Source organism: Bartonella sp. AD328YNZD (assembly GCF_042196425.1).
Genome location: NZ_JBHIQG010000007.1, coordinates 1 through 23,237, shown reverse-complemented (window position 1 = coordinate 23,237; position 23,237 = coordinate 1). Strand labels below are relative to the sequence as shown.

The following is a 23,237-nucleotide window of genomic DNA, read 5'->3' as shown; positions in this document are numbered from 1 at the left end:
ATGATTTAATCGATTTTAAGGATAATTTTACCAAAAACATCACGACTTTCCATTCGTTTTAAAGCTGTATCAATTTCATCCAGTCCAACAATTGTATCAATGACAGGATGTACAGCTTTTTGTGCCATTTTTTGCATGGCATTTTTCATATTTTCCATACGGCAGCCAAATGAACCGAATATCTTAAGCTGTTGCTGGAATAATTGCATGAGATTTATTGGTGCTGAAACACCAGAGGTAGAACCGCAAGTCACTAAGCGTGCTCCTTTTTTCATACATAACAGAGAACCGTTCCATGTATCGACACCAACATGTTCAAAAACAACGTCAACACCTTTTTTTTGGGTTAATTTCCGCACCACACCTTCAAAACGATCTTTACGATAATTAATCACATGATCTGCTCCAAGAGCGTGTGCTTTTGCAATTTTTTCATCTGAACCTACGGTGGTGATAACTGTACAGCCCATGTGTTTTGCAAGTTGAATAGCTGCAGAGCCAATACCGGAACCACCTGCTTGTATCAGGATTGTTTCTCCTTCTTGTAGTTTTGCGTTATCGAAAAGCATATGTTCTACAGTACCAAAAGTAATTGGAGCAACAGCTGCTTGCAATTCATTACATTGGGGTGGTGCTGGAACCAATAAACGTGCTGGCAGATTAACAAACTCACACGCAAATCCATCAAGATGAAAACCGTAGACTCCCTTTACATTACTGCAAAGATTATCCCGTCCTTCATGACAAGCTTTGCATACTCCGCAGGTTTGTGCACCATAAATTGAGACAATCTGTCCAAGTTGGAGATGTTCAACGCCATCTCCTATTTGTATAACCTCGCCAGAGGCTTCTGCACCAATGATGAGAGGCATTTTTCTTTTCGCAAAGGCCATGCCACGCCATCCCCATACATCAATATGATTAAGGGCAACGGCTTTTATCCGCACAGTTACTTCACCTAGACTAGGTGAAGATGGCGAGGGAATATTGGTGATTTCAAGTCGACGTTCATTAAAGAGTTGCAGTGCACGCATTATCAGCCCCCTTAAAAGACGTTATTAGGTTAGCGTTACAAAATTTTTATTATATAAAGGATTATCCTTTATAGGCTGTGATAACAAGACTCATATTTTGACCACCAAATCCAAAAGAGTTTGACAAAACCGCATTAACACAGGCTTTACGGCTATGATGAGGAACAACATCTAAAGGGATGGAAGGGTCAGGATTATCGTAATTTATTGTCGGTGGAAGTACCCCTGATTGAATGGTTAAAAGAGAAAAAACGGCTTCTATTGCACCAGCAGCAGTTAATGTATGCCCAATCATTGATTTATTAGAAGAGACTGGAATATGCTCTAACAGATCACTAAAGACAGTTGATAATGCAAGATATTCCATTTTTTCATTTTCAGGTGTTGAAGTTCCGTGGGCATTAATATAGTCAATTTCATTGATGGTTATTTGTGCATCGTCTAAGGCTTTACGAACGGATTCAATTGCTGGTGATGCATCGGGTTTTGAACGTGTACGGTGAAAGTCATCGGCGGTTTCTCCACAGCCAGCTAAAATTCCTAAAACTGTAGCATTACGGTTTAATGCGCTTTGAAGAGATTCAAGAACAAGAGCGCCTGATCCTTCTGCCATAACAAAACCATCTCTATCACGGCTAAAGGGCTTTGCTGCTTTTTCTGGAGGCTCATTTTGAGTTGAAAGAGCAGATAGTAACGAAAAACGAATAAGAGATTCTGCTGAAACTGATCCATCTGTCGCAATTATGAGCGCTCTATTTGTCTCTCTCCGTCTAATAGACTCAACACCTAATTGAATTGCTGTTGCACCAGATGCACAGGCAGTGGAAAGTGTAACAGGAAGTCCTTTTGTGCCAAATGTTTTTTGAAGTTTTTCTGCAATTGCACCAAATTGTGTGGTTTCAAAAAGTGCCTCATGGAGTTTATGCTTACAGACTTTAAGAAGATCTGCATAAGAAGGCTCATTATTGAATTTTTCCTCTTGATCAAGACTAAAACGTGCTTTCCATTCAAGTTCAACAGGAGGAGCAGCTAGAAAAAGTGGTCCATTAAAATTTGTTTTATCAACAGCTGCTTGTTCTAACGCTTCTTCAGCAGCAAGATGTGCAAGCTTTTCAGAAAGAGCTGAAGCACCAAACGTACTTTCTTTGAGGAAATCAATCGTTCCAGCAATATATGTGTTTAATCCCTCAATGGGAAAACGTGTTATTTTGTGGATTCCGCTTACACCGCTTGTTAATTTTTGCCAATTTTCATGTTTTCCTCGTCCTAGTGATGTGACAACGCCTACACCAGTTATTGCTACAAGTGGACGTCCAAAATGATCATGATATTTCACGATAGAAATTCCCCTTCAAACAGCTGTAAGACGCACGATACCTTCAGCTCTTTTTATACCAATAGTTGTAATAAATATTTCACGCACTTCTTTAGGAAAAGGTTTTTCATGAGGACTTAATGCTGGAAAACAGTGTTTTTTTTCAATTGCAAGTGCTGCCAGAGCAAGCGCTAGAGGAAATTGTGCTTCCCGCATATAACCAAATAATGTTGTAATACCGCGATAAGATAGATCAGCATCGTCAAGAGCATATTGTTCTGCTTTTGTTGCTTCGTGAGCACCTGAGGCTGCTGAAATGACTAAGGCAGATTTAGCGCCCACAGTTTTCAACATTGTTGCAATTGACTCTCTCAGTGAAGTTTTGGTTCTATCTGTTTGGTCTGTAACAATTTGACTAATTTCAGCATAAGCACGCGCGTTACGTTTTTTCGCATGCTCTCCACTTTCAAGAACTAGAAAGATACCACCAGAACCGGTTATAATACCGCCGCCGGGGTGAATTTCACGATTCCACACTGGGCTCCATCCATTATGGGTTAAAAGACCACCAAGTTCATGCGCCAACAACATATCATAACTTTGTGCATTATAAGAACTTCCTACAAGAGCATGGGTGCTTTGTCCTGATTTAATACGGGCTACAGCAATTTGAAGTGCAGAAAGCCCACTGCCTTCTTCTCCCATAAATGTACGAGAAGATCCAGTGACTTTATGAACGATTGAAATGTTTCCTGCCAGAAGGTTTGAAAGTTGTGCTAAAAATAATGTTGGACGAAGTTCGGTTGAAAGAGCAACATTTAACATAGAAGCATGATCGGCGATTGTGCGCGCTTTAGAAAGAATTTGTGTATCAACAGTAATATCACGCTCTCCTCCACTTGCCGCTACGATCATATCCATTGTTGAAGTGAGTTGTTCATTATTTTTCATGCCGGCATCATCAAGAGCAAGACCAGCCGCATAGGTACCAAGACGCTGCCATGTTCCCATTTGTCGTTGATCGCTTTTTTTAGGAATCTGTGAACCCCAATCAATTTCGGGCGCTTTATGAACCGTGTAGGGCGAAAAAGTTGTACAATCTAGATTTGGTGTACGGGCTTGATCATTTAAGAGATTCCAATGTTGATCAGTTCCTTCTCCCAGAGAGCTTATGAGGCCGATACCAGTGATGAATACAGATTGATCATGCATGGTGAAAAAAATTACTCCGCCTGTTTTAAGGCAACGAGATCATCAATTTTTGCACAAAGATTTTTAAGAACAAAGTACTCTTCCGTTGCAACTGTGCCTTCATTGACTTCTTGCGTCCATTGTTCTAGTGGAACCTTTATTCCGAAAGCTTTATCAATAGCGAAAACAATATCAAGAAAATCAAGACTATCGATTCCCAAATCGTCAATTGTATGACTTTCAGGCGTAATTGTATTGCGATCAATTTCACTGATTTCTGCAATAATATCAGCAACTTTATCAAACGTGGAAGGCAATGTACGGATTCCTTATTATAGAGTTAGTAAATTCAAAATATATTTAATACTATTCTTCTAGCCTTTTTTCTCTTTAAAAAAAAGAATTAATCCAGAATATAGCTGTCTTTTCTATAGAGAAAAGAGGTTTACAGTATATGAAGTACTATACCTCAATATTTAAAAAACTTTGAAATTTTATTGCACATTTATTTTACGAGACTATTTTTTCTATTTGCCGCAAGGACGGCAAGGGCTGTTATATTAACAACTCCCCGTGAAGTTACCGAAGGTGTTAAGATATGCGCGGGACGTGCTGCCCCGATCAAGATAGGACCAACATGAAGTGCATTTGTAAGGCTTCTAACAGTGTTGAGCGTGATATTGGCTGAATCAAGTGTTGGAAAAATAAGCAGATTGGCTTCACTTTTAAGACGAGAATCAGGAAAAACACGATCACGAAAAACTTTAGAAAGGGCAGCATCACCGTGCATTTCACCATCTGCTTCTAAATCAGGGTGTAATTGGGCAAGAATTTCTGTTGCACGTCGCATTTTACGCGCACTTTCTGTGTTTTTAGAACCAAAGTTTGAGTGTGATAATAAGGCTGCTTTTGGTGTTATTCCAAATGCTTCAACTTCTTTAGCGGCCAATACAGTCATTTCAGCGATTTCTTCTGCAGAAGGATTTTCATTGACGTAAGTATCTGTGAGAAAAAGAGTACGCTGTTGAGAGATAAGTAAACTCATAGCAGAAAAACGGTGAACATTAGGATCAAGTCCGATAATTTGTTCAATCAATTCAAGTTGACGTTCAAAACGTCCCTCTAAGCCACAAATCATTGCATCTGCTTCTTCTCGCATAACGGCGAGGGCAGCAATAGCCGTTGTTGATGTTCTTACTATTGTTTTTGCCATTTCAGGCGTAACGCCACGTCTTCCTGTATAATGAAAAAATAAATTAACATAATCACGAAAACGTGGGTCATCTTCAGGGTTTGTTAATTCAAAATCTATACCAGGACGAATTCTTAAACCAAAGCGTTTTAATCTAGCTTCTACGACATGTGGACGGCCGATAAGGAGCGGTGTTGCTGTTTGTTCTTCAATGACAACTTGTGCTGCTCGAAGGACGCGTTCATCTTCACCATTCGCATAAATGACGCGTTTACGTTTTGCTGTTTTTGCTGCTGCAAAAACAGGTTTCATCGTTAAACCAGAAAGAAAGACAAATCGATTGAGGATATCATAGTAGGCTTCCATATCTTCAATGGGACGAATGGCGACACCTGTTGCCATTGCTGCTTTAGCAACAGCGGGAGCAATACGCAGTATTAAACGTGGATCAAAAGGAGAGGGAATCAAATAGTCTGGACCAAAACTGGGAGGTTCTTTTGAGTATGCACGTGCTACAACATCTGAAGTTTCTTCACGTGCAAGAGCAGCAATCGCATGAACAGCGGCCATTTTCATTTCTTCATTAATTGCCGTAGCACCTACGTCTAATGCACCACGGAAGATATAGGGAAAACAAAGTACATTATTAACTTGATTGGGATAATCAGAGCGTCCTGTGCAGATCATTGCATCTGGTCGTATAGACTGTGCTTCTTCAGGCATAATTTCTGGTACTGGATTAGCCAGCGCTAAAATTAATGGGTTTGGAGCCATTCTTTTAAGATGTTCAGGCTTTAAAACACCACCCGCAGATAAACCTAGAAAAATATCTGCATTATCAATAATATCAGATAGAGTTCGTGCGTCAGTTTTTTGTGCGTAATTAACTTTCCAACGATCCATAAGGGTCTTGCGACCTTCATAAACAACGCCTTCCAAGTCACTAAGCCAAATATTTTCAACTTTTGCCCCAAGACGAACCAAAAGATTAAGGCAAGCGAGGGCAGCAGCACCTGCACCTGAGGTAACTATTTTTGCATTTTCAATTTTTTTTCCTGAAAGATTTAAGGCATTTAATACAGCAGCAGAAACAATAATGGCAGTTCCATGTTGGTCATCATGAAAAACTGGAATATTCATCTTAGCACGCAGCTTTTCTTCGATTTCAAAACATTCAGGGGCCTTAATGTCTTCAAGGTTAATACCACCAAATGTAGGTTCTAAGGTCGATACCGTTTGTACCATTTGTTCTACATTGGATGCATCAATTTCAATATCAAAAACATCAATATTCGCAAATTTTTTGAATAAAACAGCTTTGCCTTCCATAACTGGTTTTGAAGCAAGTGGGCCAATATTTCCTAAACCAAGAACAGCAGTTCCATTTGATATAACGGCAACTAAATTAGAACGGGAGGTATATAGAGCAGCAAGATTAGGATCTTCATGAATTGCAAGACATGGTGCTGCAACACCTGGAGAATAAGCAAGAGCTAAATCACGTTGATTATCAAGAGGTTTTGTTGCTTGTATTTCCAATTTTCCAGGTTTAGGGTATTGGTGATAAAAAAGCGCGGCACTGTCAAGTTCAGCTTTTGGTGACCTTAAATCACTATTTCGTTCTCTAGACATTTTTATGATATCCAAGTTAGTGTGTATTTATATGAGTGTTCTATCTACGTTAAGGTTTTGTCCACTAATAGATCCTCATTTCTCTGAATATCAAAATGCGTGAGCATGAGCAAATTCTTCTGGATCATAAAACCAGTTTGGTAATTCTTTTTGTTTGTGCGCATGAATAATTTCATGGTTAGTCGCACGTTTGTTTTTCTTTCCTTAATAAAATGCATAAAAATTGATTAGTTTACAAAAGAATAAAATATTTTCTAACGACTATATTACCAAGTCATTATTTTTTTTGCAATGCTTAGAAAATAAGGAAAGAACAGAAGAAATTTTCTTATTCATTTCATTCGTTTTTTATAAAATATATATTTTATTTAAAGTTTTATACGGAGGTAGAAAAAAATTAAACAACAATTTGACAGTTATAAATTGTTTATTCAGCTATTTAAAAGGAGTTTGGAACATTGAGAATGACAAATATGTTATTTTAAGCAATGAATATGTCACTAAAACAGCTGTAATTGCGCACTCTATACATAAAGTCCATTCCATTAACGCTTTGCTTTATAATTTATAATGAATCATCTCGTATATTGAATGGGAAAGTTGAGTACAATAAGATACATTCATTTCAAATTCACCTAATGTAATAAAAATATTTACTTAGATATTTCAAGTGCGCTTAATATGTGGATAAAAACATGTAAGAAAGGAATAGAAATCTCTCTTATGAGCCATTTTAATAATAACGCATGAAAAAATATTAAAGGCTAGCAAATAAAATAATTTTATTAAATCTTTGTGTTTTTATGAAAATATGAAAAATAAAGGAGTTAAGAAAAAAATAAGGAAATAGAAAACATGCTTTATCATTCTTAGAATGATATGTTGTTTGATAAGCCATTACGCTTCTTTAGGATTATTGCTTAGGATATCAAAGAAAACCGCATGCCAATTATCCCAACCTTTGAAGTACAAAGCTACAGTTGAAAGAAAAGCATTCTATGATGAACCATTAAAACGACTAGAGAGAGAAAGTGGAAAAAATATCTTTTTCCACTTTCTTATTTGTTATTGGATTCGACCACTTGCATGAGCAAGCATAGTATAAACTTTTCCGGTATCTGATATCAAGTACTTGCGAACTGAGTTGGAAGAGCCAGAACTGCGCGATATATCACGTAAGAGCTTTTCGAAATCTGTAACATATTGATTCACTGAACGTTTAAACCCAAAATCGCTCATATATTTTTTCTTAATCATTTCAAATATTTTTTGTCCATTTAAGGTATAAAGGCGTTCTGTTACGATGTTTTTTTGTCCACGTTGATAATGATCCCATAGCTCAACAATGGCATTGTGATTAATCGCTTGCACTATACCAGCAGCTAATGAATTAAGAGAGCAGTTTGCAGGAGATGGTTTTGTTTGCACTGATGTTAAAACAGCCTCACTAGGGGGAGCATCATAAAATGTTTCTTCACGTGAAGCTCTTTCTAAGAGATTTGATACCCATTTATTTGGTCTTTTTTTGCTTTGATCTTGTTGCAAAATAGGCTTAGGTGGCACAATCTTTTTAACAGACTCAGTGGAACTGTCACTTTTTTGATTAAACATTGATGATGTAGGAAATGCTGATATTAGCTGTTTTTGTGCGCTCTTTTGATCATTTTGTATAACACTGACTAAATCTTGTAACGCTGTAATCTGTTCATTCAAAGCTGTGCGAATTGTTTGCGTTGTTTCTTTTGTTTTTTCTGGAAGTTTTTTTACATTTTCATTGATATCATTATTAATCTTTGAAAGCTCTAAACGAACTTCATCAGCGGAGCGACGTATATCTTCTGCTGCTTCTGAAAAACGCGTTGATGCTTCACTAACAAGCTTATTAAGTGATTGTTGGAATGAATTTGTGGAGTTACGCGCATTCTTATCAGAGCGTTCAAGTGCTAAGTTGAAGATTTTTTCATAATGCCCAATCATTTGATTAATTTCATGAGACTTTGAAACAAGAGCATCGCTTAATACAGAAAGCGTATTATGTTTTTCTTCAAGTGTTGCACTAAGTGAATTTTCAGACTGTTCAAGAACATGAATAGTTTGGGAAAGTGTCTTTGCATGCTCACCAAAACTGCTCGTTATATGATTAATTTGTTCAAAGGTATTCTTTGAAAGTCCTTGTAGAATTTCAACATTAGTATTGAGCGCTTGATTTGAGGCTGACAAACGCTCTGCTACTTGGTCCGTGTTGCGGAAAAAATTATTCGTACTCTCATTAAACTGCCCATCAATATTTTGAACAGCCGATAATAAAACATTACTATTTTCGTGAAAATTGTAAATTGATTGATTCAACTGTGTTAAGATGGATGAGACATTATTAACAAGCTCTTCCTTCATAATCGTTATTGTTTGAAGTGTTTCAGAGTTAGCTTTGGTTAAGCTATTCACTAGAGATTCATTATGTGCATAAATTCTTTGTTCAGCATCTTGTGTGGAGAGAGAGAGTTGTTCACCGATATGCTGTGTTAAAGAATCAATTGATTCTGTCGTACTTTGCGCTGCTTGATTTAAGTGATTTGTTAGCTCTGTTATTTTTCCAACATGTTCTGAAATTTGTGTGGCTGTTTGATTTCTTGCATCTTCCAGACGGCTCGTTACATCAGAGAGCTGATGTCCTAAATTATTTTTAAGATTTTGCATAGAGTGATGAAGAACATCACAGCGTTCATTAAGAACTTGTTCTATTGCTGTTGTTGATGTGTGAATAGTTTCATTCAATAATGCTTGTGCATTATGACTGGCTGTTGTGAAAGCTTCGACAGTATGTGCTGTTTGTTCAGACAAAACGGACAGAACTTTTTCACTGGTATCATAAACTGTTTTTTTAACGTTTGATACAATGCGATTTCCTGATTCTGAAAGAATATTTTCTGCTTGTGCAGTAACATTTGTAACAGAAGAAAGAATTTGTTCACTTGTAGAAGAAAGAATGTCAGAGGCCTTTATAATCTGACTGTGCAGGTTATCTGTCACTGTATTAACAGAATCTTCTAAGGTGACACGCATATTGTCAACACTGTTTTCCAGCGCTTGTTGAATTATCTGACTTTGTTCATTATTAAGCATGAGAGATGTTTTTAAAGTGTCAGAACGTTCCTCAATAACAGATGTTTGTGCATCAATAGCTTCACATACTTGGCTAATTTTTTCAGATAATGTTTCTTCTAGCGTTGTTGTACGTTCAAAAATTTTGTGTGCACGAACTTCTAGATTTGTATCAAATGATTCCATACGCGTCTCAAGAGTTTCAAAGAAAACACCACTCGATTGAGAGAGAGTATTCTTTAAAGTTTCGGCCTGACTTTCAAGATTTTTGATATGATCTTGAACCGTTTCAGTAATATTTTTATTGTTGGCAACAATTGCGCTCTCAACTAAATCTATCTGTTGTTTCAATGCAACATCAACACGTATATCACTTTTTGCAATGAGATTATGGATTGTTTCCATGCGTTGCTCGAGTGTGCGTGCTTGATCGGCAAGAACTTCATTGAGAGAAAAACTATTAATCGCTAAAGAGTCACGTAGAGCATCAGCACGGATATCAATATTTCTCGCTTGTGCTTCTAAAGCATCTTGGGTTGTATTACAACTTTGTACAATGACATCTTGTAACTTTTCAGTGCATTGAATGATGTTCGTAATATGATTTTCAGCTTGTTTATCAACGACTTGAACATTATCAGCCAAAACTTTTTCAATATGAGAAGTATTTTGGGATAAAACATCAATTTGATTTCTTAATGTATCCGCAATTTTATTCTTCTCGTTATCGAGCATATCTGCCATAAGAGCTCGTTGATCAGAAAGTTGTACTTTAAAATCTTGTGAACGTTCTTGTATGATATCAACAATGGCATTGTCGACATATTGAATTTCTTCTCTCAGACTTTCTTTACTTTTATCAATTGCAGAAAGAATAGCTTCACGTCCATTTGTAAATACATGGGTAATGTCTGCTGTTTTTTCTTGGAGGTTCTCATTTATTTTCAAGACATGAGCTTCCAAGAAGTTACCAAGTTTTTCAGCGTTATCCTCTAAAGCCTGACTTTGTTCTATAAAGGAATCAATAATGGAATCACTATGTTTTTTAAGAGAATGATCAACAGTTGCTAAACGTTGTTCAAAGGCTCCAATCGCTTGCGAGGTTACGTTATCAAATTTAGAAGAGAGTTTATGTGCTTGGTCGTCGAGCTTTAAGATCTTCTCATCAAAATTCTGTATAGATTGATTATTACGATCAATAAGAGCTTTATCTAAGGCTTTAAACTTTTCATCGACAGCGTGCAAAGTTTGATCTGTTACTGTTTGTATATGTGTTGCAATTTTAGCAACATGCGCTTCCGCTTTTTCAGCTGTTTCATTAAAAGTTTTTTCTATTTGTTTTTCATTATGATCAAATTGTTTTGCAAAGCCATCAAAGTTTTTTCCTAATTCATGAAAAAATTCCGTGTTTTTTTGCTGAATTTGTGTTGTTGTTTTATTAAATTTTTCAACAAGTTGATTTGTTACGCCATCACCGGCACAGGAAAGTTTTTCAACAAGGTCTTCACCTTGTTTTTGTAAAGTTTGAGAAAGGGTTTGTGCAAGCTTTTCAACATTGGTGACAATGTTAGAGGTAACCAACCCAAATTCATCACTCAGTTGTTCTTGGGTTCCTTTAATTGTTGATTGTACGCGATCTGCATGATTCAAAATGGCTATGCGTTCATTACTCAATTCTTTGATTAATGTGTGAATGCGTGATTCATTCTCAGCATAGGCTTGTTCTAGATTGTGAACTTCACCTTGTATGATTGCTTCAAGTTCAACAGCACGTCCGAGGGTACGCTCAATACCTTCGTTCATTGCCGCTACTTCTTCACGAATGGTTTGCCCTATAGCAATAGCTTGTTTTTCGGATAGATGTTGTGGTTCACTAAGGCGCTGTGCAGCATTGGTCATAAGAAGAGCAATATTATGCAAGTCGTTTGAGCGTTTTGTTAATTGAGCAACGCCCCAAGATATAAGGATAGGAATTGCTGTTCCGGCTGCTACAGCGAGGCCTGTTGGGGATGTAACAAAAGTGCTGATATTGGATAAGGAGCTGAGTCCGGTAGGTGCGAGTTTATGCGCAATAAAAGCTCCTCCCGTTGCCCATAAAGCACTAAGCGCTGTTGTATACCAGTAGACTCGAGAGGAAGAACGCTGCTTTAATGGTCCAAAATTTACAGGGGTTGTTATATCATCATTTGCAGGAAGAAGTTTTGTAGACAACAATGTATTATGAACAGTTCCACCTGAAATATCAGGTGAAGGTTTTGGAGCAAAAAGCTGTTCAACAACGGATTTATCAATAACAGCTTCATCATGAATATTAGAAACAAAAGTTGATGTACCGTTTTCAGCAAAAAATTCTTCTTCTGCCATTGCAATTTTTTGAATCAGATCATCGACATTAACAACATTTTCAGAATTATTGGATGATATCGTTTCAAATCCTGTGTTATCGAAATCAAAGTTCATAGCTTTTGTGAGGGCTTCTTCAACTTCAACTTCAAATGTTTGCAATTTTGTTCTGCGTGCCATACTCGCCTCGTACTCTTACAGCCGGAAAAGGGATACGTCCTCTTCCACATAATTTCTATATACTAGCTGTTAATTATTTAGAAAGGAATATGCTTAGGGAAAAATTTTAAAAACTTATCAAGATAAAGTTAACGCAGTTTCTTGTATCCTGTTTTAAAATATTATAAAATATAGTAAAAACAATTTATTATTTAAATCTAACTAAAACAAAAACACTGTTTACAACTTGTGTTTATAAAAAGCTTTATAAGCCGGCAATCTTTGAAATAAGGATAATTTAATAGCGGTTATATATACAGTAAGGTGCGAATGCCTCTCTTTAATATCGATAATCGTTAATAAATGTTGTTGTCCGCTTACTTTTATTGATTCTAAACGAAGCAGATTCATCATCACATATAGTCTGTAATAGCTTAGGATGTATATTAGGATGTATAAAGTATGCCTTTGAATTGTAAGCTCATAAAAAAGTAAACGTGGAAAAATTTTTAATTTAATATAGATTTTCGTAAGTTGTACTTTATTATTGCCTTAAAGAGCTGTTTTTTCTCTGATTTCAGTTGTTTGTTTCTGAATTTTGAAGCTTCTACGTTGACAATTGGATATTTTTCAGTCGATATGCATGCACGAATATTTTATGCAATCTAGATAAAGGTGTAAGAATAATGGCAGAGCGATCACAACACCTGCAAGATGTGTTTTTAAATACGGTGCGTAAGCAAAAAATTTCCCTTACAATTTTTCTTGTCAATGGCGTTAAACTCACGGGTATTGTAACTTCATTTGATAATTTTTGTGTTCTTTTGCGCCGAGATGGACACGCGCAATTGGTTTATAAGCATGCTATTTCTACGATTATGCCTGGACAGCCTGTACAGATGTTTGAGGGTGAAAGTCCTGAGTAAGCACGTCATTTTAAGATAGACCTCTTATCCCATTTTAAAAGTACTTAGATTGCTATGATAAATGAAAATGAGAGATTAGGAGGGGTGTTTTCGCAGAATACAGAACAGGTGCGTGCACTTGTTTTGATACCGATTTTTCAAGAAAATAGAAGTGAAAGCTCTTTGAGAGAGTGTTCTATATCTTCTCGTGTTAAAGAATCATTGGGGTTAGCGCGTGCTATAAGGTTAGAAGTTGTTAATTATGAAACGATTAATATTGCAACGCCTCGCTCTGCGACACTCTTTGGAAAAGGTAAAGTAGATGCGTTAACCTGTTATATAGATGAATATTCTATTGAGCTTGCGATTGTAGATCACTTTTTAACGCCAGTACAGCAGCGTAATTTAGAAAAATTATGGAATTGCAAAGTTATCGATAGAACAGCTTTGATTCTTGAAATTTTTGGGGATCGTGCACGAACAAAAGAAGGAGTTTTGCAAGTAGAGTTAGCGCGTTTGTCCTATCAAAAAGGGAGACTTGTGCGGAGTTGGACGCACTTGGAAAGGCAACGGGGGGGGCGTGGCTTCCTAGGGGGACCTGGTGAAACGCAAATTGAAGCAGATAGGCGTCTTTTACAAGAAAAAATTATTCGTATTCGCCGCGAATTGCAAACGGTTATTAAAACACGTGCACTTCATAGAGCAAAAAGGAAAAAAACATCTTATCCTGTTGTAGCAATGGTAGGATATACGAATACAGGAAAGTCAACTCTCTTTAACCGTTTAAGCGGTGCAGATGTTTTAGCAAAGAATATGTTATTTGCAACGCTTGATCCGACTTTGCGCAAAGTTGTTCTTCCCCATGGAAAAACTGTTCTTTTGTCTGATACTGTAGGGTTTATTTCTAACTTGCCAACGAATTTGATTGCAGCTTTTAGAGCAACCCTTGAAGAAGTGGTTGAAGCGGATCTCATTCTTCATGTAAGAGATATGTCAGATCTTGATCATCGAGCACATGCCCAAGATGTTTTAGAAGTGCTTTCAAGTCTTGATATCGATATTGATGATATGGAGCACATCATAGAAGTTTGGAATAAGATTGATATGTTAGATGAGCAAGCATTGAATGTTTTACAAACAAGCGCAAAGACGCGATTAAATCCTGCTCTCATGGTATCAGCACTTAAGGGGGATGGACTCGATCAATTATTAAGAGCCATTGAAAAGCGAATTTTTGGAGACGTGCAAAGCATTGAATATCTTTTACAACCTCATGAAATGTCGCTTATTGATTGGTTTTATGAAAACTCTGCGGAAATAGTGCAAGAAGGGCATGATGATGGGTCTATTACCATTAGAGCGGTTGTTACTTCTGAAGCAAAAAAACAACTAGAGAGCCTCAAAAAAAATATGAATTAAGTTCTTTAAAGCTATTGTTGAACATTTTTGCTTAAATTTTATATTTTTATTATCTCAAAATAATATGACAGCAAGTTAAGAGGATAGTTACTACTTTCTCTTAATAAAACAATATGAAGAAGTATTTTGCTGGTTAAAATAAAGATGAGTCTTACATGTAATAAAAGACTATTCGTACGTACCGTATGGCGAAGCATTTTGATTGTTTTGCTATTACAAATGCTATGTGTATCTTTGATTTGGTTGTATTATTTTGTCCAGCCCCGTGGTTACCAAGCAACTTTAATATTTTCATTATCTGATTCTGTTGGAAAGCCATTACCAATTAAAAAGCAAGACAATGTTATCGCCTTTTTGTTTTCACAGCCTATAATTTCAAATGATTCTCCTTTTTCTTTAAGGGTTTCTTATAAGAAAAAAAATCAGGAAAATATCCGTTTATCGCGTCATGGTGAACTTATCAACCTTACTTTTGAAGCTGAGACACAGGAAGCAGCACAACGTGGGTTGGAAACTTGGTTTTCCGTATTTTCACAAGCAATCATAAAACAAAAACAATTCTTGTTAAATGATAAATCTGAAGACAAACAATATGATAACACTGCGATTATTAATATCGTGCAGGAATTTCGGTCCTCTGTTGATTCTTTTATTCAGCATAGTGTCAAACAAACAGAGCTTCATGATCTTTCGATGCAATTAATGCAAGCAACTTTAAAGCGTATTCATTTAACAAGTTTGAATTCAACGATTAACATGATACGTGAAAATGGACAGTCTTTACTGTCTTTATCGTTTATTGCAGATAATTCAGCAATTGTTTCTCTGGAATCTAAACGTGATCTCTTGGAAACGCAAAGAGCACATATGGCGGCGCAATTGGGGTGGACACATCCTCAAATTAAGGCAATGACTGCGGAGTTAGAAGCGGTTTCTCATCAATTAAACAATAAAATTTTACAGATCGTTTATCAAGTTCATTCAGATATAATTATTGCAACGGAGTTGGAAAAACAGCTCCAAAAAAGGGTGAGTTTTTTTGTAAAAGATCAATCCCAATCTTTGAATGAAATATTTAACGAGTTTGAAAATAAAATAAAAGCAGCGGTCGATGCACAAAATAAAGTGATGAGCAAATCTGCTCAAAGAGAAAAAGTTATTGGTTCATATTGGGGATTGAGTGATAACCCTCTTCTCTTACAAAATACAAAGATCAATGTGGTAATGCCAACAACATTAGCCCCCATTTCTTTTATGGCTCTTTATGGAAAAAATGTTTTTGTGGGTGCATTGGCCAGCTTCCTTACTCTTTTGCTAGGAATAATGTTATTTTATCCGTTCTTTAAAAGCAAAAAAGACCAACTTTCAGAAGAGGATGTGAGATTAAAAGAAAATGCTCTCAAGAAGAATGAGAGTCTTTTAGTCTCTCAAGAAATAAAAAATCTTGAAGCTTTTATTACGATAGAGGGATTATCTGATGTTTTGAAATGGCATGCTTCAACAGTTATTTCAATTATTGGACCAGAGGCTGCACGGACAGCGGCAAAGCTTTCACTTCATCTCACAAAAGAGAACAAAACAATTTTATTGGTCGATATCTCTGGTCAACAAATAGAGAAAGTCATTGGCCCACATCGCGGACTGAGTGATGTTTTAACCGGCCATGCTCAGATGCATGATGTTATTTACCGCGATTACGATACGGGCGTTGATATTCTTCCTCAGGGATTAACAAGTGCTGTTTCTGCACAAGATTTTTCAAATAATATTTCTCATATATTACAAGAATTTAAAAAAGAATATGATTTTATCATTTTAGAGATGGCAAGCAAACCAAAATATGGTTTTGAACAATTTGCAGAGCTAACAGACTATTATATTTGTAATACTGTTCTTAATGAACAAGATTGGATGATGTGGATGGTAAGCAGCTTTCCAAAGACTGTTTATCGTGTTGTTGCATCATAAACTTCGCAAAAGAGAAAAGAAATATGTATCATATGCTATAGTGGTACGCTTGTTTTTTGCTGAAGTTATAGTACATACTAAAATTAAAGATTTAATGTTAATTTTAAAATGCATTTTAGTTGGAGAGAAGCGTGGGGCAATCAGAGATGGCAGTAAAGAGATTAAACGATAACTTTTTAACACCTGTGCAAAAGGAAAATAGAAAACATATACAGGTGTGGCTTTACTCTATTTTACTGCTTTGTTTGGCAATTGTCTTAGTGGGTGGCGCTACTCGTTTGACGGGATCAGGATTATCTATAACGGAATGGAAGCCAATACACGGTGTTATTCCACCGATTGGTGAGGATCAATGGCAAGAGGAATTTTTAAAATATCAACAAATAGCACAATATAAGCTTCTTAATCGTGATATGACCTTAAGTGCTTTTAAGGTCATTTTTTGGTGGGAATGGGCGCATCGTGTTCTTGGGCGTCTTGTTGGTCTTGTTGCTTTATTAGGGCTCATTTGGTTTTGGGCAACTAAACGTATTGAAAAAAATATTTTACTCCAGCTTATCATTGTACCAGTCCTTATTGCCTTTCAGGGTTTTATTGGTTGGTGGATGGTCGCTTCAGGGATTGGGCAGAGTAATTTAACAAGTGTGAGCCAATATCGTTTGGCATTTCATCTTATAACGGCATGTTTTGTTATTGTTTTTGTTACTTATTTATCTCGAGGACTTGCAGAATACTCAGAAAAGCCAGCAAATCAAAAGGTGCAATATTTTGCGTCTTGGCTTGTTATTCTCGTTTTGATAGAGATTTATTTCGGAGCTTTGGTTGCAGGGCTTCATGCAGGAAAAGTCTATAATACATGGCCGCTTATGGATGGGCAGATTATTCCTGATGGATTGTTGCAGCATCGTCCTGTTTGGCTCAATTTATTCGAAAATTCCTTAATGGTTCAATTTATTCATCGGTTTTTTGCTTATTTTTTATTTATTGTCTCAGTTGTTCATGCTTTCTATGTACAAAAAAATGCTCCACATTCAACCCATTCTCGTCGTGCATTTCTTATCTGTGTTATGATTATTATCCAAGCAGTCTTGGGTATCTTAACACTGTTACATGAGGTTCCGATAAGTTTAGGGCTCATTCATCAAAGTATGGCACTAGCTGTGTTATGTTTTGCGGTTGCGCACTGGCGAGCAACGAAAGGGGCATATCGCGTTGTTGAATAAAAGTTTGTGGGTAGGGAGGTTTAGTCGCTTGAAAGCATTAAATCGAGGTTCTGGATAGCTGCAGCTGATGCGCCTTTTCCTAAATTATCGAATATGGCGCTGAGATTAAAAATGCCTTCGCGATCATTGCCAAATACGAACAGTTTCATACCATCTTTATTGGCTAAACACTCTGGATTAAGTCTTTCAAGTGAAACAGTTTCTTCTTGTGATGCAACTAAAATGGTATTTTGTCCATCGTAATGGTTTGCGAGAATTTCGCGCAAATCAGAACAGTTTGCTGATTTTGTGAATAAATGGCGATGCAGAGGAAGATTCACAATCATTCCTTGGGGAAAACGACCAACACTTGGTATAAAAACTGGGGTTTGATTGATTTGTCCATAGATTTTAATTTCTGGCACATGTTTGTGTGCAAGATTAAGACCATAAATAAAATAATTTTCCTTAATATTCTGTTGAGATTGATTTTCCATTTGTAAAATCAACTGTTTTCCACCACCGGTATAGCCGGAGATTGCATTAATCGAGATGGGATAATCGGCGTCTAGCAGTCCTGCTTCACGGAGTGGGCGAATTAAACTAATGGCACCAGTAGGATAGCATCCGGGATTGGTTACATAATGTGCTGCTTGAATGCGCTTTCTTTGTCCTGCTGTCATTTCAGGAAAACCGTAAACCCAGTCTGGTGTAACACGGTGTGCTGTCGAGCTATCAATAATCCTAATGTTTTTATTTTTTTTAAGCCAATGAACGGTTTCGCGTGCAGCATCATCTGGAAGACACAAAATAGCAATATCAGCTTGATTAAGATAGTCTTGTCGTAGATGAACATTATGGCGATCTTTATGAGAAAGAGAGAGTAGTTTTAAATCTGTACGCCTTTCTAAGCGTTTTTGTATTTGTAGTCCGGTTGTGCCATGTTCACCATCAATAAAAACTTTGGTTGCCATTCTTTTCTCTACTATATTCAGCTTTTCATATTATAAATTATTTTAAATCATTACCAACTTAAATAATAATTATTAAATTATTGAATTTATTTAGATTATAAATATTTTTTTGTAAAAGGTGTAAACAAATAAGAGCGTAAAAGAAGAAATTTAACCTCATTTTTCACCATTTTTATGAGAGACGTTTTTTGCTGTCTCTATGACAAGGAACAGGATAATTATTTGTATCATTATTTTTGAGTGTAAGTAGTTTAAAATGTTTGGTTTGCATGGTTTGCTGTGTTATCGTTTAATGACTTTATTTTTTAATGTTAGGAACGTATTTTATGACTCAGCAAAAAAATGACGCACAAGAGCGCTTTTTTAATGATAATTTACAAACTGTTGATGATGCAATCTTTGATGCAATTATGGAAGAATTTGAGCGTCAACAACATGAAATTGAGTTGATTGCTTCTGAGAATATTGTTTCAAGAGCGGTTCTTGAAGCACAGGGGTCTGTTTTAACCAATAAATATGCAGAAGGTTATCCAAGAAAGCGCTACTATGGCGGATGTCAATTTGTTGATGTCGTTGAAGATTTAGCCATTGAAAGGGCAAAACAGCTTTTTGGTGCTGCGTTTGCAAATGTACAGCCTAATTCTGGTAGCCAAATGAATCAAGCTGTCTTTTTAGCTTTACTTCAGCCTGGTGACACATTTATGGGGTTGGATTTAAATGCTGGTGGTCACCTTACGCATGGTTCACCTGTTAATATGTCAGGAAAATGGTTTAATGTTGTTTCCTATGGTGTACGTCAAGAAGATCAGATTATTGATATGGATGAGGTTGAGCGACTTGCAAAAGAACATAAACCAAAACTTATTATAGCAGGGGGCTCATCTTATTCTCGATTCTGGAATTGGGAAAGATTCCGTGAAATTGCAGATGAAATCGGTGCTCATTTACTCGTTGATATGTCTCATATTGCTGGTCTTGTTGCTGGTGGCGTACATCCTTCACCTGTTCCACATGCGCATATTGTAACGACAACAACACATAAATCGCTTCGAGGTCCCCGAGGTGGTTTGATATTGACAAATGATGAGGCTTTATCCAAAAAAATTAATTCTGCTATTTTTCCTGGTCTTCAAGGGGGGCCTTTAATGCATGTGATTGCGGCAAAGGCTGTTGCATTTGGGGAGGCTTTGCATCCTTCTTTCAAGAATTATAGTGCCAAGGTGGTCACACATGCGAAAACTTTAGCAAAAACATTACAGAATAATGGTTTTAATATTGTTTCTGGCGGTACAGATAATCATTTATTGTTGGTTGATTTACGTTCCAAAAATCTAACAGGTAAACGTGCTGAATTGGCTTTAGGACGCGCTCATATTACCTGCAATAAAAATGGTATTCCTTTTGACCCTGAAACGCCATCTATAACATCGGGAATTCGTTTGGGCTCACCTGCTGCTACAACGCGTGGTTTTTTAGAAAAAGAATTTATTCAAGTTGGTCATTTGATTTCAGAAGTTCTTGATGGTCTTCGGAACGCAAAAAGTGATGAAGATAATCATGCTGTTGAAATGGCTGTTAAGAAAAAGGTGGAAGATATAACGAATCAATTTCCTCTTTACTCTTATCTCAGCGCTTGTTAAGGATATAAAAGAGATGCGCTGTCCTTATTGTCAATATGAGGATACACAGGTTAGAGACTCGCGTCCTGCAGAAGAGGGGGCAGTGATTCGACGCCGCCGTGTTTGTTCTGTTTGTGCTGGTCGCTTTACAACTTTTGAACGTGTTCAGTTGCGTGAGCTTTTAGTCGCTAAAAAAAGTGGACGATGTGAACCTTTCGATCGTGATAAGTTAATGCGATCAGTTGATGTGGCTGTACGTAAGCGCAATATTGATCCTGATCATATTGAACGAGCAATTTCTGGCATTGTACGCCAGCTTGAAAGTTTGGGAGAACCAGAGATTTCTTCAGAAAAAATTGGGCATCTTGTGATGGAAGCATTGAAAAGAATTGATGATATTGCTTATATTCGTTTTGCTTCTGTGTATCGAGATTTCCGTAATGCAAGCGATTTTCACGATGTTATAGATGAATTGTCAAAGGGTATCGCGGATACAGAATCTCGTTTTGATGAATAAAAAAGTGCAAGATGAACGGTTTATGGCTGCAGCTATTCGTTTAGCAGAACGTCATGTCGGTCTTACAGGTGAGAATCCTTCAGTTGGTACATTAATTGTGCGAAACGATAATGGTGGAGGGGCTTTTATTGTTGGCTATGGCGTAACAGCTATTCATGGGAGTCCTCATGCGGAAGTGCAAGCTTTACACATGGCAGGTTCTTTGGCTCAAGGAGCTACTGCTTATGTTACATTAGAACCTTGTGCGCATTATGGAAAAACTTCGCCGTGTGTGAATGCACTTATTGATTCAGGTGTTTCTCGAGTTGTTGTTGCGCTGACTGATTGTGACAAGCGTGTTGATGGTCATGGTATTGCTCTTTTGCGAGCGGCGGGTATTGAAGTGGTTGAGGGCATTTTAGCTGAAGAGGCTTTTGAATCCTTATGGACGCATTGGTGCATAAGAAAGATACAACGCTGTGCGGTCACTTTTAAAATGGCAATTTCTGCAGATAATGGTGTTGGAAAAAAAGAGAAGGGCAGCGTAAAAATTAGTGGAACACTTTCTCATGCCCATACGCATATTTTACGTGCTCAAAATAATGCTATCCTCGTTGGTATTGGAACTATACTCGCAGATGATCCACAACTCAATTGCCGCTTGCCAGGGATGGAAATGCGCTCACCAATTCGTATTATTTTGGATGCAGATTTATCTATCCCCCTTGATGCAAAAGTTGTCCAAACAGCAATAAAAATCCCTACATGGGTTATTTGTGATGTAGATCTTTCAAAGAAAAGCAAAAAAAATGCATTGGAGCAATATGGTGTGTCTGTTTATTCGGTCGAGATGAACAATGGTTGTGTAGAACCCTTTGCTCTTTTACAGATGCTTTATAAACATGGGATTAATAGTGTTTTATTGGAAGGGGGCGTCAAGACGGGGGAAAAATTTTTGAATGCTGGTTGTGTTGATTATTTGATATGTTTTCATACCCCCATTGTTTTAGGCAAAAATCGTATTGAAGCCCCTCATTTTGGAAATTATCTTTCGCAGTTTCATGAGATTGAGACAAGAATGTTTGGAAATGACCGTTTTTATAAGTGGAGACGTAAGACATTATGTTCACAGGAATTATAACGGATATTGGTTGTGTTGAAGATGTTCAACCTTTAAAGCAGGGGATGCGTTTAAAGATTTCCACACGCTATGCTATAGAAAGTTTAGCAATTGGCGCATCAATTGCTTGTTCGGGAATTTGTCTGACAATTGTAGAGCGAGGATTAAAGCAAGAAGATTCCAATTGGTTTGTTGTTGAAGCGTGGGAAGAAACATTACGTTTAACGAATCTTGCACAATGGATAAAAGGAACTTTTGTTAATTTGGAACGTTCGCTTCGATTGGGTGATGAAATGGGGGGACATTTGGTTTCTGGTCATATTGATGGTTTGGCTGAAATCATTGATCAAAAAAAGGAAGGGGATGCAATTCGCTTTTATTTAAAAGTTTCAAGACAATTTATGCCTTTTATTGTTAATAAGGGATCTATTGCACTTAATGGGACATCTTTGACTGTTAATGGTGTTGAGGATTGTGTTTTTGATGTTCTTATTATTCGCCATACACTCGAAATGACAACGTGGGGACAAGCTAAAATTGGAGATCGGGTAAATTTGGAAATTGATCAACTTGCTCGTTATGCTGCAAAACTTTTTACTTTAAAAAGAGAAGATGAATAAGCCAACACTCTATTGATCGTTTTCAGAATTTTATGCTTTATAACTTTGATTTTTTTGATTCGTTTTTTGTGGAATTTCATTATGATGAAAGAGATAGGTAAAAAGCCTCACGTATTGATTGTTGAGGCACGTTTTTATGAGGGGATTTCTGATGCGCTTTTGAGAGGTGCAGTGAATACTTTGCAAAAAGCTGAAGCAAGTTATGATGTTGTAACGGTTCCTGGAGCATTAGAAATACCAAGTGCAATAGCTTTTTCTGAACAAAACAAGATATCGTATGATGGTTATGTTGCTCTTGGTTGTGTTATTCGGGGTGAAACATATCACTTTGAAATTGTTGCTAATGGTTCTTGTCGTGCATTGATGGATTTAACTGTTCATCAACACTTGGCTATTGGAAATGGTATTTTGACTGTTGAAAACGAAGAACAAGCATGGGTGCGTGCAAAACTAGATGACAAAAATAAAGGTGGTTTTGCGGCTGAAGCTGCTTTATGTATGATCGCTCTAAAAAAGAGATTTGGAGATAATCGTTAAATATGGCTGATATAAAAAGCAGACATTTTCCGCGTTCAGCCAATAAACGTGGAGCAGCAAGACTTGCTGCAGTTCAAGCACTCTATCAAATGGATATCGTGGGTTCGGGGGTGATGGAAACTGCAGCTGAGTATGAGGCTTATCGTTTGGGAAAAGATATTGATGGAGACCAATATCTTGAAGCTGATTTTCAATGGTTTTTGGCTATTATAACGGGTGTTGTAAAAGATCAAAAGCAGCTTGATCCGCTGCTTCATCAACAGCTTTCTGCAGAGTGGTCTCTTTCACGTCTTGATTCTATCTTACGCGCAATTTTACGAGCAGGTTTATGGGAGTTGATCAACCGTAAAGATGTCCCTATTGCAGTTGTTATGAATGAATATGTTGATATAGCAAAGGCGTTTTTTGA

General features: G+C 37.0%; 17 protein-coding genes. 10 read left to right on the top strand and 7 right to left on the bottom strand.

The window, feature by feature from the left end; translation table 11 throughout:
* Nucleotides 1-5: 5 nt before the first annotated feature.
* From ACFIO3_RS00940 to ACFIO3_RS00915, 6 genes are all read right to left on the bottom strand, one after another.
* Complete coding sequence (locus ACFIO3_RS00940) at nt 6-1,034, bottom strand: zinc-binding dehydrogenase (RefSeq protein WP_375608307.1); 1,029 nt, start codon at nt 1,032-1,034, stop codon at nt 6-8.
* Between the two features lie 61 nt (nt 1,035-1,095).
* The gene (locus ACFIO3_RS00935) at nt 1,096-2,370 is read right to left on the bottom strand and encodes a beta-ketoacyl-ACP synthase (RefSeq protein ID WP_375607099.1); all 1,275 of its coding nucleotides are present in this window, start codon (nt 2,368-2,370) and stop codon (nt 1,096-1,098) included.
* A 15-nt stretch (nt 2,371-2,385) separates the two neighbouring features.
* The gene (locus ACFIO3_RS00930) at nt 2,386-3,561 is read right to left on the bottom strand and encodes a beta-ketoacyl-ACP synthase (RefSeq protein ID WP_375608306.1); all 1,176 of its coding nucleotides are present in this window, start codon (nt 3,559-3,561) and stop codon (nt 2,386-2,388) included.
* 11 nt (nt 3,562-3,572) lie between these two features.
* Nucleotides 3,573-3,857, bottom strand: coding sequence for an acyl carrier protein (locus tag ACFIO3_RS00925; protein WP_005773457.1), 285 nt, complete (start codon nt 3,855-3,857; stop codon nt 3,573-3,575).
* 188 nt (nt 3,858-4,045) lie between these two features.
* Nucleotides 4,046-6,364 carry an NADP-dependent malic enzyme gene (locus ACFIO3_RS00920; RefSeq protein ID WP_375608305.1) on the bottom strand — a complete coding sequence of 773 codons (2,319 nt, stop codon included), beginning with the start codon at nt 6,362-6,364 and terminating at the stop codon, nt 4,046-4,048.
* Between the two features lie 1,065 nt (nt 6,365-7,429).
* On the bottom strand, nt 7,430-11,989 hold the full coding sequence (locus tag ACFIO3_RS00915; protein WP_375614659.1) for a hypothetical protein: 4,560 nt from the start codon (nt 11,987-11,989) through the stop codon (nt 7,430-7,432).
* 665 nt (nt 11,990-12,654) lie between these two features.
* Here ACFIO3_RS00915 and hfq point away from each other — a divergent pair.
* From hfq to ACFIO3_RS00895, 4 genes are all read left to right on the top strand, one after another.
* Nucleotides 12,655-12,894, top strand: a complete 240-nt coding sequence (gene hfq, locus ACFIO3_RS00910; protein WP_005773461.1) for an RNA chaperone Hfq — start codon at nt 12,655-12,657, stop codon at nt 12,892-12,894.
* A gap of 54 nt (nt 12,895-12,948) precedes the next feature.
* The gene (gene hflX / locus ACFIO3_RS00905) at nt 12,949-14,292 is read left to right on the top strand and encodes a GTPase HflX (protein WP_375607103.1); all 1,344 of its coding nucleotides are present in this window, start codon (nt 12,949-12,951) and stop codon (nt 14,290-14,292) included.
* 144 nt (nt 14,293-14,436) lie between these two features.
* The gene (locus ACFIO3_RS00900; protein ID WP_375686693.1) at nt 14,437-16,260 is read left to right on the top strand and encodes a hypothetical protein; all 1,824 of its coding nucleotides are present in this window, start codon (nt 14,437-14,439) and stop codon (nt 16,258-16,260) included.
* Between the two features lie 131 nt (nt 16,261-16,391).
* Entirely contained in the window at nt 16,392-17,483 is a 1,092-nt protein-coding gene (locus ACFIO3_RS00895; RefSeq protein WP_375610401.1) for a COX15/CtaA family protein, read from the top strand.
* A 20-nt stretch (nt 17,484-17,503) separates the two neighbouring features.
* Here the strand turns inward: ACFIO3_RS00895 and argC are convergent, their stop codons facing one another.
* A complete protein-coding gene (gene argC, locus ACFIO3_RS00890) occupies nt 17,504-18,436 on the bottom strand; it encodes an N-acetyl-gamma-glutamyl-phosphate reductase (RefSeq protein ID WP_375608301.1) in 933 nt (310 codons plus the stop codon).
* 326 nt (nt 18,437-18,762) lie between these two features.
* Here argC and glyA point away from each other — a divergent pair, with 326 nt between their 5' ends.
* The 6 genes from glyA to nusB all read left to right on the top strand — a co-directional run.
* Entirely contained in the window at nt 18,763-20,076 is a 1,314-nt protein-coding gene (gene glyA, locus ACFIO3_RS00885) for a serine hydroxymethyltransferase (protein ID WP_375615268.1), read from the top strand.
* A gap of 13 nt (nt 20,077-20,089) precedes the next feature.
* A complete protein-coding gene (nrdR, locus tag ACFIO3_RS00880) occupies nt 20,090-20,572 on the top strand; it encodes a transcriptional regulator NrdR (protein ID WP_375607108.1) in 483 nt (160 codons plus the stop codon).
* Nucleotides 20,565-21,692 (top strand): bifunctional diaminohydroxyphosphoribosylaminopyrimidine deaminase/5-amino-6-(5-phosphoribosylamino)uracil reductase RibD, encoded by a 1,128-nt coding sequence (gene ribD / locus ACFIO3_RS00875; RefSeq protein ID WP_375614656.1) that lies wholly within the window; start codon nt 20,565-20,567, stop codon nt 21,690-21,692. The genes nrdR and ribD overlap by 8 nt, the downstream gene beginning before the upstream one ends.
* Entirely contained in the window at nt 21,674-22,291 is a 618-nt protein-coding gene (locus ACFIO3_RS00870) for a riboflavin synthase (protein ID WP_375607110.1), read from the top strand. The genes ribD and ACFIO3_RS00870 overlap by 19 nt, the downstream gene beginning before the upstream one ends.
* 81 nt (nt 22,292-22,372) lie before the next feature.
* Entirely contained in the window at nt 22,373-22,828 is a 456-nt protein-coding gene (locus tag ACFIO3_RS00865) for a 6,7-dimethyl-8-ribityllumazine synthase (protein WP_375607111.1), read from the top strand.
* A gap of 2 nt (nt 22,829-22,830) precedes the next feature.
* A partial coding sequence (nusB, locus tag ACFIO3_RS00860) for a transcription antitermination factor NusB (protein ID WP_375704026.1) occupies nt 22,831-23,237 on the top strand: 407 nt, incomplete at its 3' end.